General features: G+C 59.5%; 12 protein-coding genes and 2 pseudogenes. 9 read left to right on the top strand and 5 right to left on the bottom strand.

Features of this window, described 5'->3' with window-relative positions; all coding sequences use genetic code 11:
• Window positions 1-81: 81 nt before the first annotated feature.
• Window positions 82-1,539 carry an NAD-dependent succinate-semialdehyde dehydrogenase gene (locus tag REH34_RS14495; protein ID WP_311971994.1) on the top strand — a complete coding sequence of 486 codons (1,458 nt, stop codon included), beginning with the start codon at window positions 82-84 and terminating at the stop codon, window positions 1,537-1,539.
• Between the two features lie 42 nt (window positions 1,540-1,581).
• Entirely contained in the window at window positions 1,582-2,661 is a 1,080-nt protein-coding gene (locus tag REH34_RS14490) for a tartrate dehydrogenase (protein ID WP_311971993.1), read from the top strand.
• 30 nt (window positions 2,662-2,691) lie between these two features.
• On the opposite strand, the gene REH34_RS14485 is transcribed toward REH34_RS14490, so the two are convergent.
• Window positions 2,692-3,618, bottom strand: coding sequence for a 2-hydroxyacid dehydrogenase (locus REH34_RS14485; protein ID WP_409373301.1), 927 nt, complete (start codon window positions 3,616-3,618; stop codon window positions 2,692-2,694).
• A gap of 285 nt (window positions 3,619-3,903) precedes the next feature.
• Here REH34_RS14485 and gabT point away from each other — a divergent pair, with 285 nt between their 5' ends.
• From gabT to REH34_RS14470, 3 genes are all read left to right on the top strand, one after another.
• Window positions 3,904-5,202, top strand: coding sequence for a 4-aminobutyrate--2-oxoglutarate transaminase (gene gabT / locus REH34_RS14480; RefSeq protein WP_311971991.1), 1,299 nt, complete (start codon window positions 3,904-3,906; stop codon window positions 5,200-5,202).
• Window positions 5,203-5,286: 84 nt separating this feature from the next.
• Window positions 5,287-5,943 carry a 2-haloalkanoic acid dehalogenase gene (locus tag REH34_RS14475; RefSeq protein WP_311971990.1) on the top strand — a complete coding sequence of 219 codons (657 nt, stop codon included), beginning with the start codon at window positions 5,287-5,289 and terminating at the stop codon, window positions 5,941-5,943.
• A gap of 47 nt (window positions 5,944-5,990) precedes the next feature.
• Complete coding sequence (locus REH34_RS14470) at window positions 5,991-6,479, top strand: Lrp/AsnC family transcriptional regulator (RefSeq protein ID WP_226505385.1); 489 nt, start codon at window positions 5,991-5,993, stop codon at window positions 6,477-6,479.
• A gap of 285 nt (window positions 6,480-6,764) precedes the next feature.
• Here the strand turns inward: REH34_RS14470 and REH34_RS14465 are convergent.
• Both REH34_RS14465 and REH34_RS14460 read right to left on the bottom strand, forming a co-directional pair.
• A pseudogene (locus REH34_RS14465) lies at window positions 6,765-6,947 on the bottom strand (PIN domain-containing protein); the annotation flags it as partial.
• A gap of 53 nt (window positions 6,948-7,000) precedes the next feature.
• Window positions 7,001-7,468, bottom strand: coding sequence for a helix-turn-helix domain-containing protein (locus REH34_RS14460; protein WP_226505387.1), 468 nt, complete (start codon window positions 7,466-7,468; stop codon window positions 7,001-7,003).
• Between the two features lie 782 nt (window positions 7,469-8,250).
• Between REH34_RS14460 and REH34_RS14455 the strand changes: the two genes are divergently transcribed.
• A complete protein-coding gene (locus REH34_RS14455; RefSeq protein ID WP_311971989.1) occupies window positions 8,251-9,447 on the top strand; it encodes an MFS transporter in 1,197 nt (398 codons plus the stop codon).
• Between the two features lie 15 nt (window positions 9,448-9,462).
• The gene (locus tag REH34_RS14450; RefSeq protein WP_311971988.1) at window positions 9,463-10,389 is read left to right on the top strand and encodes a TIGR03571 family LLM class oxidoreductase; all 927 of its coding nucleotides are present in this window, start codon (window positions 9,463-9,465) and stop codon (window positions 10,387-10,389) included.
• Between the two features lie 91 nt (window positions 10,390-10,480).
• Here the strand turns inward: REH34_RS14450 and REH34_RS14445 are convergent, their stop codons facing one another.
• A complete protein-coding gene (locus REH34_RS14445) occupies window positions 10,481-11,389 on the bottom strand; it encodes a LysR substrate-binding domain-containing protein (RefSeq protein ID WP_311971987.1) in 909 nt (302 codons plus the stop codon).
• Window positions 11,390-11,569: 180 nt separating this feature from the next.
• On the opposite strand from REH34_RS14445, the gene REH34_RS14440 reads away from it, so the two are divergent.
• Together REH34_RS14440 and REH34_RS14435 are read left to right on the top strand one after the other, a co-directional pair.
• Window positions 11,570-12,274 (top strand): SDR family oxidoreductase, encoded by a 705-nt coding sequence (locus tag REH34_RS14440; RefSeq protein WP_311971986.1) that lies wholly within the window; start codon window positions 11,570-11,572, stop codon window positions 12,272-12,274.
• A 73-nt stretch (window positions 12,275-12,347) separates the two neighbouring features.
• Entirely contained in the window at window positions 12,348-13,343 is a 996-nt protein-coding gene (locus REH34_RS14435) for a quinone oxidoreductase (RefSeq protein WP_311971985.1), read from the top strand.
• A 27-nt stretch (window positions 13,344-13,370) separates the two neighbouring features.
• Here REH34_RS14435 and REH34_RS14430 read toward each other — a convergent pair.
• Window positions 13,371-13,833: pseudogene (locus REH34_RS14430) on the bottom strand (transposase); the annotation flags it as partial.
• Between the last annotated feature and the right edge of the window lie 65 nt (window positions 13,834-13,898).

The following is a 13,898-nucleotide window of genomic DNA, read 5'->3' as shown; positions in this document are numbered from 1 at the left end:
GCGCTGCTGGCGCACCGCTTTCAGCATCCTGCACCGAGGCGCCTGCATAGACTGGCAGTTGTCTCGGATCAGGACTCGATCATGCTCAAACATCAATTGAAAGATGCCAGCCTGCTGGTAGAACGCGCCTACGTGAACGGTCAGTGGATCAGCGCGCAGGACGGCGCCACGCTGGCGGTGATCGACCCCGCCACCGGCGAGTGCCTGGCCCATGTGCCGGCCATGCAGGGCGACGACACCCGCCTGGCCATCGCCGCCGCCGAGCGCGCCTGGCCGGCCTGGCGCGCCAAACCTGCGGCCGAGCGCGCGGCGCTGCTCGAGCGTTGGCATCAGGCCATGCTGGATAACGTCGACGATCTCGCCCTGATCATGACCCTGGAGCAGGGCAAGCCGCTCAACGAGGCCAAGGGCGAGATCCGCTACGGCGCCAGCTTCGTCAAATGGTTCGCCGAAGAAGCCCGCCGCAGCTACGGCCAAACCATCCCGTCGCCTGCCGCCGACCGTCGCCTGATGACCCTCAAGCAGCCGGTGGGCGTGTGCGCGGCCATCACCCCATGGAACTTCCCCAACGCCATGATCACGCGCAAATGCGCGCCGGCGCTGGCGGCGGGTTGCCCGATCATCGTCAAGCCCTCGGAACTGACCCCACTGTCGGCGCTGGCGCTGGCAGTGCTGGCCGAGCGTGTCGGTATTCCCGCTGGCGTCTTCAACGTGATCACCGGCTTGCCCGCCGCAATTGGCGAGGAGATCACCGGCAACCCCGCCGTGCGCAAGATTTCGTTCACCGGTTCGACCGCGGTCGGGCGTTTGTTGATGCGCCAGAGCGCCGAGCACATCAAGCGCTTGAGCCTGGAGCTGGGCGGCAATGCGCCGTTTATCGTGTTCGACGACGCCGACCTGGAGCAGGCCGTGGCCGGCATCATGCTCAGCAAGTTTCGCAACGCCGGCCAGACCTGCGTGTGTGCCAACCGCATCCTGGTGCAGAACGGCATCTATGAACGGTTCGCCCAGCGGCTGGTGGAGGAGGTCGGCAAGCTCAAGGTCGGCAACGGCCTGGAAGACGGCGTGACCATCGGCCCGCTGATCAACCCCGCCGCCGTCAGCAAGGTCGCGCGGCACATCGACGATGCCCTGAGCCAGGGCGCCAAGCTGCTGTGGGGCGGCATCCCGAGCGGCGACAGCCAATTCGTGCAGCCCATGGTGCTGGGCGATACCCACGCCGGCATGCTGTTGGCCAACGAAGAGACCTTCGGCCCGGTGGCGCCGCTGATGCGCTTTACCGACGAGGCCGAGGCGCTGGCGCTGGCCAATGCCACGCCTTACGGGCTGGGTGCCTATTATTTCACTCAGGACCTGCGTCGCTCGTGGCGCTTCGGTGAGGCGCTGGAGTTCGGCATGGTCGGGCTCAACACCGGAATCATCTCCATGGAAGTCGCACCGTTCGGCGGCATCAAACAGTCGGGCCTGGGCCGAGAAGGGTCGAGCCACGGGCTGGACGAGTACCTGGAGGTCAAGGCCTTCCACGTGGGTGGTCTATAACCTATTGCACGCTTCGATCGATTGGCTGAGGGCACAACAATAATGAGCAAGGTATTCAGGATCGCCGCAATCGCCGGCGATGGGATCGGCAAGGAAGTCATGCCCGAAGGGCTGCGCGTGCTCGATGCCGCAGTGCGCAAGTGGGGCCTGGCGCTGGAAGTCGAGGTGTTCGAGTGGGCGGACTGCGATTATTACCTCGCTCACGGGAAGATGATGCCGGATGACTGGTTCGCTCAGCTCAAGGGTTTCGACGCGATTTTCTTCGGCGCGGTCGGCTGGCCGGACAAGGTCCCGGACCACATCTCCCTGTGGGGGTCACTGCTCAAATTCCGCCGCGACTTCGACCAGTACGTGAACATCCGCCCGGTGCGCTTGTTCCCCGGTGTGCCGTGCCCGTTGGCGGGGCGCGAGCCGGGCGACATCGATTTTGTGGTGGTGCGCGAAAACACCGAGGGCGAGTACTCGTCGGTCGGCGGCAAGATGTTCGAAGGCACCGAGCACGAGTTCGTGCTGCAGGAGTCGGTGTTCACCCGGCGTGGCGTTGACCGCATCCTCAAGTTCGCCTTCGAGCTGGCGCAAACCCGGCCGCGCAAGCGTCTGACTTCGGCGACCAAATCCAATGGCATCTCCATCAGCATGCCGTATTGGGATGAGCGCACGGCGCTGATGGCCGCCAATTACCCCGAAATCACCTGGGACAAACAGCACATCGACATCCTCTGCGCGCGCTTCGTGTTGCAGCCGGATCGTTTCGACGTGGTAGTGGCCTCCAACCTGTTCGGCGATATCCTCTCCGACCTCGGGCCCGCCTGCGCCGGCACCATCGGTATCGCGCCGTCGGCCAACCTCGACCCGCAGCGGCGCTTCCCTTCGCTGTTCGAGCCGGTGCATGGCTCGGCGCCGGATATTTATGGGCGCAACATCGCCAACCCGATCGCGATGATCTGGTCGGCGGCATTGATGCTGGATTTTCTCGGGCAGGACGACGCGCGTTATCGCGCGGCCCATGACGGCATTCTCGCGGCCATCGAGCAGGTCATCGCCAATGGGCCGACCACGCCTGATTTGGGCGGCACGGGGTCGACCCAGGCCGTGGGCGAGGCCATCGCGCAGGCGCTGTGACGCTCTGCGCCCGATGCGGCAATGGCCGACTCAGTAGCCGCGGATGCGGTCGACCTGGCCTTGCATCGGCTCGCCGCGTTCGAAGCGGCGGATGTTTTCCAGCAGCTCGGGGAAGGCGCTGTCGGGTTGCGTCATGGCGGCGATGTGTGGGGTGAGCAGGATGTTCGGGTGGCCCCAGAAGGGGTGATCCGGCGCCGCTGGCTCGTGCTGCAGCACGTCGAGTACGGCGGCGCTGAGCTGACCGCTGTCGAGCGCGTCCAGCAAGTCGGCTTCGACCAGATGCTTGCCGCGGCCCATATTGATCAACGCCGCGCCGGGAGGCAGTTGCGCGAACAAGGCGCGGTCGAGGATGCCCTCGGTCTGCTCGGTCAACGGCAGGACGCACAGCAAGATATCGCACTGGCCAAGAAAGGCGGGCAACTGCTCGACGCCCGCGTGGCAGGTGACCCCTTCGATCTGATGCACGCTGCGCGCCCAGCCTGAGAGCTCAAAGCCGAAGGGCTTGAGGCTCGACAAAATATGCTGCGCCTGCAAACCCAGGCCTATGACCCCGATCCGGCGTTTGGCGGCCGGCACCAGCCGATGTGCTTGCCACTGGTGCTGTTGTTGCTGCTGGCGATACCGCAGCAAGTCGCGGTGCAGGCTCAGTACGGCCAGGCAGGCGTATTCGCACATGCCCTGGCTGATGCCTGGATCGAGCAGCCGTACCACCGGCAAGCTGGCCGGCAAACGGCCCAGGTCCAATTGGTCGACCCCCGCGGACAAGGCAAACAGCACCTTGAGATTGGGCAGTCGTTGCTCCAGGTCTTCGGGCGCCTGCCAGGCGGCGAGGTAGTGAATGTCTTCAGGGTTGCCGATATCCGGCCACGCGCGCCATTCGATATCCGGGGCATGCTGGGCGAACAGCGCTCGCCACTGTTCACCGCGCACGGGGTCAGCTTTATAGAGGAGCGCCATGGGCATTTCCTGAGTCGAGAAAGAGGGCGCTTCATGATGCCCGAGTGGCAAAGCAGGATCGCCTGAATGGATGATCCAGGCGGCGCGCGAAGGCCCGTATTCGGGCCCGCTGCAGCAGATTCGACGGGCCCGATGGTGGCTGAAGGATTCTGCCGTTTGCCAGGGGTAAAACAGTGGATGTGGACGTCTGGGCGGGCAAGTTCGGCGTAGTCGATTGTGCCGAAGCTTTAACCTGAACAGCATCGCCACCCCCTGCCGATTGTCAGGACCCTTATGGAAATCGCCATGAACAGCAAAGTCGACGAAGCACCTCATTTTCTGCGCCTGCGTGATCAGTATGTTCCACGCGGCATTGTCACGGCCCACCCGTTGGTCATCGATCGCGCCCAAGGCTCCGAGTTGTGGGACGTGGACGGCAAGCGTTATCTGGACTTCGTCGGCGGCATCGGCGTGCTGAATATCGGGCACAACCACCCGAATGTGGTCAAAGCGGTGCAAGCCCAGCTGACCAAGGTCTCTCACGCTTGTTTTCAGGTGGTCGCGTATCAGCCCTATATCGACCTGGCCAAGCGCCTGTCGCAGCTGATCGGGGGCGCACAACCGTACAAGGCGGTGCTGTTCACCTCCGGTGCCGAAGCGGTAGAAAATGCCGTCAAGATTGCCCGCGCCCACACGCAGCGCAGCGCGGTCATCGCCTTTCGAGGTGGTTTCCATGGCCGCACCTTGCTGGGCACCACGCTGACCGGCATGAGCCAGCCCTACAAGCAGAACTTCGGGCCGTTCGCGCCGGAGATCTTCCATACCCCGTACCCCAATGCGTATCGCGGGTTCAGCAGCGACATGGCCCTTGCCGCGCTGGATGAACTACTGGCGACCCAGGTGGCGGCCGAGCGCGTGGCCGCGATCATCATCGAGCCGGTGCAGGGCGATGGCGGCTTCCTGCCCGCGCCCGTGGAGTTCCTGCAGGCCTTGCGCGCCTTGACCCTCAAGCACGGCATCGTGCTGATTGTGGATGAAATCCAGACCGGCTTCGGCCGCACCGGCAAGATGTTCGGCTTCGAGCACGCGGGCATCGAGCCGGATCTGGTCACCGTCGCCAAGAGCCTGGCCGGTGGCTTGCCGCTCTCCGGGGTGGTCGGCCGCGCGCAGATCATGGATGCACCGCTGCCCGGCGGCTTGGGCGGCACCTATGGCGGCAACGCGCTGGCCTGCGCCGCAGCGTTGGCGGTGCTCGACACCTTTGAGCAAGAGCAACTGGTCGAGCGCGGCCAGCAGCTCGGCGCTCGCTTGCGCGATGGCCTGCTGGCGTTGCAGGGGCGTTACCCGCAGATCGGCGACGTGCGCGCGACGGGCTTCATGGTCGCCATCGAGCTGATCAAGGACGACGATCAGCGCAGCGCCGACGCCGATCTGACGCAGCGCTTGATCGACCAGGCCCGCGTGGGCGGGCTGCTGGTGATCAAGTGCGGGGTCTACCGCAACGTCCTGCGCTTCCTGGCGCCGTTGGTGACCACCGAAGCGCAGATCGACGAAGCCCTGCAGATTCTGTCGGCGGCCTTGGCACGCGTCTTGATCACCAAGTAGCCATCACTGCGCTGGCGTGGGGAGTGTTCTTCGCGCCGACGTGCACGCAATGAATGTTGGGCTGTATCGGAGGTTTGACTTGCCATGGGGCTGACTGAATATCGCGCACTGCTGATCGACTGCGATGAAGTATTGGTAGACCGCGACTCCGGGGTATGGAGCGCCTTGCAGCCCTTGCTCGAAAGCCGCAGTGGCGCGTCTGACCGGGCGCAGATCCTGGCCGAGTACAAGACCGTGATCGGCGCACTGTATCCACGGTTCGACGAACTGGGCTTCAGCGGCTTGCTGTGCTTTGCCCACCGCCAGATGGCCGAACGCCTGGGCATCAAGGCCAGCTGGGAGGAGGGCATGACCTTCGCCCGCTCGGTGCCGACCTGGAGCGTGTTCGAGGATGCACCGGGGGCCATGCTGTACCTGCGCAAGTTCTACCGGCTGCTGGTGTTCGTGGACCGCGATGCCGAAGACCGCGGCGTGCTGTGCGAGCGCCTCGGCTTGGTGCCTGACGACCTGCTGTCGCCCGCAGCCTACCCGATCGAGCGCACCGATTGGCTCAGCGCGCTGGACATCGATCCGCGCCATACCCTGCGCCTGTCTCGGCCACCGGCCAGCGCCATGGCCGACGGCGGCCTGTGCCTGATCCGCCGCGACCGCGCCGACCACCGCCAACCGTGCCCGGCCGACGTGTGCATCAGCAGCATGGCGGACCTTGTCCGACAACATCAGCTGTCTTTACGGCGCTGATTTTGCTAGAAGATTGACCACAACGAACGGCAGTGCAGAGGCGCGTAATGGAAGGCTTGGTCAAACTGGATCGTATTGACATCAATATCCTGGTCGAGCTGCAAAAGGATGGACGCATGACTAACGTCAGCCTCGCTGACGCGGTCGGGTTGTCCGCCAGCCCGTGCCTGCAACGGGTCAAACGCCTCGAGTCGGCCGGCTATATTTCCAGCTACAAGGCGCATCTGAACCTGGCGAAGATCACCGAATCGGTGACGGTGTTTACCGAGGTGTCGCTGAGCGATCACAAACGCGAGGATTTTGCCAAGTTCGAGGCGAATATTCGCTTGGTGGACGAGGTGCTGGAGTGTCATTTGATCAGCGGTGGGTATGATTATCTGGTGCGGTTCATGACCCGCAGCATTCAGCATTATCAGGATGTGATCGAGGAGTTGCTGGACAAGAATATCGGGATTTCGAAGTACTTCAGTTACATCGTGATCAAGTCGCCGGTGATGAAGGATGGGGTGCCGTTGAGGAAGTTGTTGCGGCATTGAGGGGGGGGATTCGATCAAGGCTGCTTTAGCATTGGTCGAAGCCGTTCAAGATGGGGATGCTGCAGATGACAATACGCTGATCCGGTCGATGCCTGTAGCCTGTGAAGTTAGTGGCGAGCCTCAGCCTTTCGATGCTTGCGGGGGGTGGTCGGATGGCCCACGACAAACGCGCTGAAACAAGTGCTGCCTCAAATTAAAAACTCAAAGATTGATAATAGCTTCACGGTCTCGGGCAGCTTTTGTTGAAGCAACTTATCGAGGTACTGCCTTGCGCTCAGTGGTGGTGTAGCCAGTGACCAAGCCGTCAGGCACAGCTGCATCCATCAGTGAGGACGTCCTGTCCAACTGTTCCCGGTTGAGCTCAGGGCGATTCACTAAAAGATTACGCTTCCACTCCTCATGGATTTGCTCTGACCACCGTGCGCGATACACACCGGTTAGTGCCAGATGCATCAGGAAATCACGCAGCGGGGCAGGTTAAAGCACGTTCGCATCATAAACCGCTGTGAACGGCGAACACCTCATTCGTATCCCATCCCCAGTTCCTGGGCTTGCGCCGCCAACTCGTCCATTGCCGAACGACTTGCGTGATCGCGCTTTTCCTTATACGCCATCAAGTCAGCGAATTTGACCCTGCGGTGGCGGCCCGTCTTCGTGTGGGGCAACGCACCTTCATCCAGCAGCTTCACCAGGTGTGGCCGGGAAACATTAAGGATGTCCGCGCCTTCCTGAGTGGTCAGCTCGGCATGAATCGGCACGACCTTGACGGCATTGCCTAGCGCCAGTTCGCTGAGGATTTCGCCGAGCAAGCGCAGAGCGAATGTCGGCAGTTCGACGATTTCACGATGCTGGCTCTCACCCACCAGTTCAATCTGTTGAGTTTCAAGCTTAGTGGACAGGAACGCGGCCAACTGGCGGCTTGACTCCACGGCGGCAGCAATTTCCTTCGCGTCAGGAAGCGCAGTGCGGGTGAGGTCGGCGGTGAACATGATCATCTCCATAAAGGCTGTATTGAGCTGTGACCGAGTGCACGATCGCCAGCTACGAGGCCTTTATATTCGAAATCAAAGATAATCGCAATAAACGAAACGATCTTGTCAGCAGAACCAGCCGCCCACAAAAAAGCCCTGACTCTTGCGAGCCAGGGCTTTTTTGTTTGCAATCAATGGTGCACCAGGCGGGATTCGAACCCACGACCCCCGACCTAGGGATGCTCCGATCAACTTGCCGCGCAGCGATGGCAGGCCGTAATTCACCAGGCACACAGCGCTATTTCCGGAAAAACGGCCTAATACAGTGTGCAGCGGAGCGTTTTCCGCTCGGCTCTCCGTGTTAAGTGCGCAACTCACCCAAACCCATCAGTCGTTTTCGAGCCATCCACAGGTTCGACAGGGCGAACAGCGTGGTCAGTTGGGCCGTGTTTTTCAACAGACAGTTTGTCTTTAGCACCCGCGAAGGTACGCCGCACGCATATCTCTGTTAGGTCTACGGGTAGAGCGTGAACCGTGCCGATGCGAGGTACACGTCCGCTCAAGTCATCTAGCTGGCCATTTGGATATGTGGTAACTGCTGCTCTACCGCTGTTTCAGCTTCGTCGTGCTTACGAGGCGCAGACCTCAGCAGCATCATCGAGGCATTGAACTTAGAGCCGGATCACGCTCACGTCGACGCTATTCGTGACTTTGGAGCAAATATCATTTACCTACGCCGATCTTTTTCGGCATGAATAAAACTCACAAACTCCGCTCCACACATCCTTGGAGCGGCAACCATGCCCATAGCCTTACTTGCTTTGACCCTGAGCGCATTCGCGATTGGAACCACCGAATTCGTCATCGTCGGCCTACTACCGACAATTGCGAATGATCTAGGCGTCACTCTCCCCTCGGCGGGGCTGCTCGTCAGCCTTTACGCTCTCGGCGTCGCCATTGGCGCACCACTCCTCACCGCACTTTCTGGAAAAGTGCCGCGCAAACCCCTACTGCTGTCATTGATGGTGCTGTTCACCCTTGGCAACCTGCTCGCCTGGAAAGCCCCAAGCTATGAGTCATTGATCATCGCGCGAATTGTGACCGGTCTTGCGCATGGGGTGTTCTTCTCGATTGGATCGACCATCGCCACCAGCCTGGTTTCCAAGGAGAAAGCCGCGAGCGCTATCGCAATCATGTTTACTGGCCTGACGGTTGCCTTGGTCACAGGCGTTCCTTTGGGCACCTTCATCGGGCAACATTTCGGTTGGCGCGAAACCTTTCTGGCTGTCTCGGCCCTTGGCGTCATTGCATTCGTCGGTAGCCTTATCTTCGTGCCGAAGAACATTCACCACAGCGCCCCTGCATCGATCATGCAACAACTGCAAGTCTTGAAGCAGCCTCGCCTGTTATTGGTGTACGCCATGACGGCCATTGGCTACGGCGGGTCTTTCATTGCGTTCACCTACCTTGCACCAATCCTTCAAGATATCTCCGGTTTCGAACCGTCGACAGTTGGACTGGTGCTCCTGGTGTACGGTGTTTCGGTGGCCATCGGTAATATCTGGGGAGGCAAACTTGCCGACCGTAAAGGCCCGGTGGGTGCGCTGAAAATCATCTTCCTGGCGCTTGCCGCCGTATTGATCCTACTGACCTTTACTGCGAGTTCACCCTGGCTTGCCTTGCTCACGGTACTCCTCTGGGGCGCGGTTGCGTTCGGCAACGTACCAGGCTTGCAGGTCTATGTCGTGCGTCAAGCCCAATTGCACACCCCTCGCGCCGTCGATGTCGCTTCGGGCCTCAATATCGCCGCGTTCAACCTGGGTATCGCCGGGGGCGCCTGGGGAGGTGGTTTGATCGTCGAGAACTTCGGCCTGATCAATACCGCTTGGATCGGTGGTTTGGTGGTGTTGGTTGCCTACGTCCTGACTGTCCTAAGCGGCCGGCTCGACAAACACCAACCTTTGTCGACTACGCCTATTAGCGTATCGGCTCACTGATCAGGGAAGCGAACCATGCATCCAAGATTTCAACGCCTGATTGGCACTGGCGGTTTTTCAATTGGCCTGGAGTTGCCGCTGGATAATGACTGGTCCACAGCCGGCCAACAGCTGCGCGAGAAGCAGGGGCGCCCCTTCGGGGTACCGGACATGCACCGACATGGGGAACTGGCCCGTCAGGCAGATGAAAGTGGGTTCTCGGCGCTTTGGGTACGTGACGTACCACTCTATGACCCATCGTTTGGTGACGCGGCCCAGGTGTTCGAGGTATTCGCATACCTCGGATACCTGGCGGGTATCACTCGCAATGCCATGCTGGGGACCGCAGCAGTGGTGCTGCCGCTTCGCCGACCCTGGCTGACATTGAAATCCGCCAACAGCGTCGACCAGCTCAGTGACGGGCGCTTGCTCCTTGGCGTTGCCAGTGGTGATCGCCCCATGGAGTATCCACTGTTCGGCCTGGACTTCGCCGGCCGTAGTGAAGTATTCCGGCGCGCTGTCGAACTGATCCGGCACAACGGTGAGGGATCGCTGCACAACGGCGCACAATTGGTCCCGCAGCCTCACAGCGCATTGCCGCTCTTGGTGGCCGGACTGGCTCAGCAGACGCCAGAATGGGTCGGCCAGCACATGGACGGTTGGCTGAGCTACCCAGGAACACCTGAAGACCATCACAAGCGTATAGCAATGTGGCGCCAGGTCGCCGGCGACAAACCTTACATCACATTCATCCACCTGGACCTGGAGGCAGATCCGGAGGCTCCTCTGCGGCGGTTTCATTTCGGCATGCAGACCGGAGCCAGGGGGTTGATCGCTGAATTGCAGACTCTACGCGACGCAGGCGTGCAACATGTGGCCCTGCATCTACGCCGAAGTCAGCGCGACGTCAGCACAGTAATTGAAGACCTGTCGACACAGGTGCTGCCACACTTTCATTCCTGAGCATGCCGGCACCAGGGGCTTCGCCCTCGGGACGATGGGCATCAAATACCCACGGTAGCGGTGGTGAAGCCCGCTACCGCAACCTCCTCTTTCAAACAGTATTGCTGCGTAACCAACTCACCACCCTACCTAATGGGGAACCTGGATCTGGCTCGGTAGCAGTGAGCAGGTAAAACCCGGCACGGATATCCAAGTAGTCTGGAGTTGTCAGGGCTTCCACGAGCGTTCCGATCCTCAAGGCATCCCCTACCAAAACTTCAGAGACCAAAGCGACCCCTAAGCCCTGCTCGGCGGCCTCAATCGCCAGACTGGTTTGCGAAAATCTTTGTACACTCGATGTTGTTCGCGGCCCGTTTGCTGTGACCCATTTCGCCCAGTTGTCATGCGAGTCGGCGATCAACGGAGCGTTGCGCAAAAGGTCACTGATAGTTTCCCAGCGATAGGCTTCTTTCAATTCAGGTGAGCAAACGGGAATGGCCCTGCCGGAGTGCAATGGGCAAGCCCAGCAGCCTAAGAAAGGAGGTTCGCCCCAGCGAATCGCCACATCAACCGAACCGGGCCCCTTCAACGGGCGGAGCGCCTCGGATGCATCAATCATGATCGATACCTGGGGCTCGACAATGCTTAGATGAGCTAGTTTTGGAATCAGCCAACGACTCGCAAAGGCGCTCGTGGTGCTAAGCGTAATCGCTTGTATTGCCGTGGTGCTTCGCAGGGATGTTATTTCGTGTGTTGCGTCATCGACAAGGTCCAAGGCGAGCTGGACTTTGTTTAAAAAACCTTCAGCTTCAGTTAGCAGACGAGTCCCGCGTGGTAATCGCTCAAACAATTTCATACCCAGTTTTTGTTCCATCAGCCGTATCTGTTGCGCCACGGCACCTGTCGTAAGATGAAGCTCATCAGCCGCAGCGCGAAAACTATTTAGCCGAGCGGTCGCTTCGAACGCCACGAGCTGGCCAAGCAACGCCTGACCTAAACGGCGGGTTCTGCCCAATGCCATCCCCTGCTCCAAGATCAAATAAAAGCTTCACTGCCCGAGCAATCCGGACCCGCAAAAACGGCTCTCGGCTCTCGGAGCCTGTAGTATTTCTACACTCTGAAGAGTTAATAAATCAATAGTAACTGCCCCCTGTTGGCACTAAATTGAACGCTTAACAGCGAACTCAGCAGAGGATTGGACATGCTCGACTCCAAGGTGGCAGTGATCATTGCAGGTGGTAGCGGTATGGGAGCAGCGGCCGCGCGCCGTTTGGCCGCGGATGGATTCAAAATTGGAATTTTGTCTTCATCCGGTAAAGGTCAATCCCTAGCCGAGGATCTGGGCGGCATAGGCATCACTGGTTCGAACCAATCCGTCGATGACATTGATCGCTTGATAAAAGCGGTGGTTGAGCAATGGGGGCGTATCGACGTGTTGGTTAACAGTGCCGGACACGGCCCCCGTGCGCCAATCCTGGATATTACGGATGATGAGTGGCATCGCGGAATGGACGTGTATCTGTTAAACGTCATTCGAGCGACGAGAGCAGTGACGCCTTACATGCAAAAACAGAACGGCGGCGCCATCATCAATATTTCCTCCGCCTGGACGTTCGAACCGAGTGACCTATTCCCGACATCAGCGGTTTTTCGCGCAGGACTTGCCTCATTCACCAAAGTTTTTACGCAGACATATGCTGCTGAAAATATTCGCATGAATAATGTACTGCCAGGTTGGATTGACAGCCTGCCTGGCACCGAGGAGCGGCGTGACAGCGTGCCGCTCAAACGGTATGGGACTAGCGAAGAGGTGGCCGCTGCCATCGCCTTTCTCGCCTCAGAAGGAGCGGCCTACATCACAGGCCAAAATATCAGAGTCGACGGAGGCGTCACCCGCTCAGTTTGATATGACCTGGATACATGCGGGTCGACCAAAGCGTGTCCAATCAAGTGCCATAGCACTGAATCAGGGTAATAACATGCGTGCAGTAGTGTTCGATCATTTTGGTTCACCAGACGTTTTAGAGTGGCGGCAAGTCTCCGACCCTCAGCTCTTGGAAGGTCAGGCTCTAGTCAGCATCAAAGCGGCAGGGTTGAATTATGCAGACGTCTATCGTCGCCAAGGCAACTACCATATGGAAGCAACGCCACCTTGGATCCTGGGCTATGAAGGAGCAGGAGTTATTGTTGAGCTGCTTGGGCATAGCGATACGTTCAAGGTAGGAGATCGTGTCGCCTTCGCCGACAGCCCACGCGCCAACGCAGAACTGGTCGCTGTCGCGTTGGACAAGTTAGTCAAGCTACCCGACGACATACCTTACGAAATAGCTGCCGCCATTATGCTCCAGGGCCTAACCGCGCAATATCTCATACAAGATAGCTACGTCGCCAAAGAGGGCGACATTGCACTGGTGCATGCTGCGGCCGGTGGAGTCGGAATCCTCATCACTCAGATGCTGGTTGCACGCGGTGTGACCGTCGTAGGCTTGACATCGAACCCACAGAAAGCAGCGGTTGTGAAAGCGCTGGGCGCCCGTCTGGTGTTATCCAATGACGAAGATTGGGCACAACAGATTCTCAGCCACTTCGGAAGAGGGGCAGATGTCGTCTATGAGTCTACGGGCAGTACTCTGCTAAAAAGCATGGAAGCTTTACGAACAGGCGGTCGTGTCGTTTTCTTTGGCTTCGCGGGCGGAGAACCGCCCCCGATCAATCCACGAGCCTTGATGGATCGCTCTCTCACCATCACTGGAGGCGACCTTTGGAATGTATTGACCGGACCCGAAGAGCGCCGCTGTCGCACAGACGATTTATTCATGCTCTACCGCAAAGGGATTATCGTACCGACAATCGCCGCTGAAGTGCCTATGTCACAAGCCGCACACGCCCATACCCTGATCGAACGCCGTGGAACGGTTGGTAAGATTCTTCTTATCCCCACTCCAGAACCAGTTCGCATCGGCGTTTCATCGTAAGCGTACGGGGAATACGCCTTGCGTAGTTCAGCTCGACATCCACTGATGCGGCAGCAACTGCTCGATCCCACTGGCCTTCTGCGTCTGCAGCCGCATCAGCACATCCTTGAGGTATGCATACGGATTATGCCCGTTCATGCGTGCCGACTGGATCAGACTCATGATCGGCGCAGCCCGTTTACCACTGCGCAGCGACCCAGCAAACAGCCAGTTGGAACGGCCAAGCGCCCATGGCCTGATCGTATTTTCGACCGGGTTATTGTCGATGGGCACAGCACCATGATCCAGGTAGCGCGTCAGCGCTACCCAGCGTTTGAGGCTGTATCCAGTGCCTTGGCCGTGGCCGATCCCTCGGGCACAAGCGCTGAGCCAACATCCACTCATGCAACTTCTCAGCGACGGGCACCGCAACTTCTTGGCGTAATCGCCAGCGATCTTCATCGCTCATGTCCTTGGCCTGCCGTTCGACTTCGTACAACCCGCCGATGGAGTCCTAAAAGTCGGCGTTTAGAATCAATACGTTAGCGGGGATTAGCTACGAAATCAACGGGTTGT

Origin of the sequence: Pseudomonas baltica (genome assembly GCF_031880315.1) — a bacterium.
Taxonomy (GTDB): Bacteria; Pseudomonadota; Gammaproteobacteria; order Pseudomonadales; family Pseudomonadaceae; genus Aquipseudomonas.
Note: the sequence above shows the minus strand (reverse complement) of the source record. Positions and strands in the feature narration are given on the sequence as shown.

Bases quoted from the DNA above. Each gene is read 5' to 3' on its own strand.
- REH34_RS14440 (WP_311971986.1), top strand. From the start codon at position 11,570: ATGCTCGACTCCAAGGTGGCAGTGATCATTGCAGGTGGTAGCGGTATG.
- REH34_RS14495 (WP_311971994.1), top strand. From the start codon at position 82: ATGCTCAAACATCAATTGAAAGATGCCAGCCTGCTGGTAGAACGCGCC.
- REH34_RS14460 (WP_226505387.1), bottom strand. From the start codon at position 7,468: ATGTTCACCGCCGACCTCACCCGCACTGCGCTTCCTGACGCGAAGGAA.
- REH34_RS14490 (WP_311971993.1), top strand. From the start codon at position 1,582: ATGAGCAAGGTATTCAGGATCGCCGCAATCGCCGGCGATGGGATCGGC.
- REH34_RS14435 (WP_311971985.1), top strand. From the start codon at position 12,348: ATGCGTGCAGTAGTGTTCGATCATTTTGGTTCACCAGACGTTTTAGAG.
- REH34_RS14475 (WP_311971990.1), top strand. From the start codon at position 5,287: ATGGGGCTGACTGAATATCGCGCACTGCTGATCGACTGCGATGAAGTA.
- REH34_RS14445 (WP_311971987.1), bottom strand. From the start codon at position 11,389: ATGGCATTGGGCAGAACCCGCCGTTTAGGTCAGGCGTTGCTTGGCCAG.
- REH34_RS14455 (WP_311971989.1), top strand. From the start codon at position 8,251: ATGCCCATAGCCTTACTTGCTTTGACCCTGAGCGCATTCGCGATTGGA.
- gabT (WP_311971991.1), top strand. From the start codon at position 3,904: ATGAACAGCAAAGTCGACGAAGCACCTCATTTTCTGCGCCTGCGTGAT.
- REH34_RS14485 (WP_409373301.1), bottom strand. From the start codon at position 3,618: ATGGCGCTCCTCTATAAAGCTGACCCCGTGCGCGGTGAACAGTGGCGA.
- REH34_RS14470 (WP_226505385.1), top strand. From the start codon at position 5,991: ATGGAAGGCTTGGTCAAACTGGATCGTATTGACATCAATATCCTGGTC.
- REH34_RS14450 (WP_311971988.1), top strand. From the start codon at position 9,463: ATGCATCCAAGATTTCAACGCCTGATTGGCACTGGCGGTTTTTCAATT.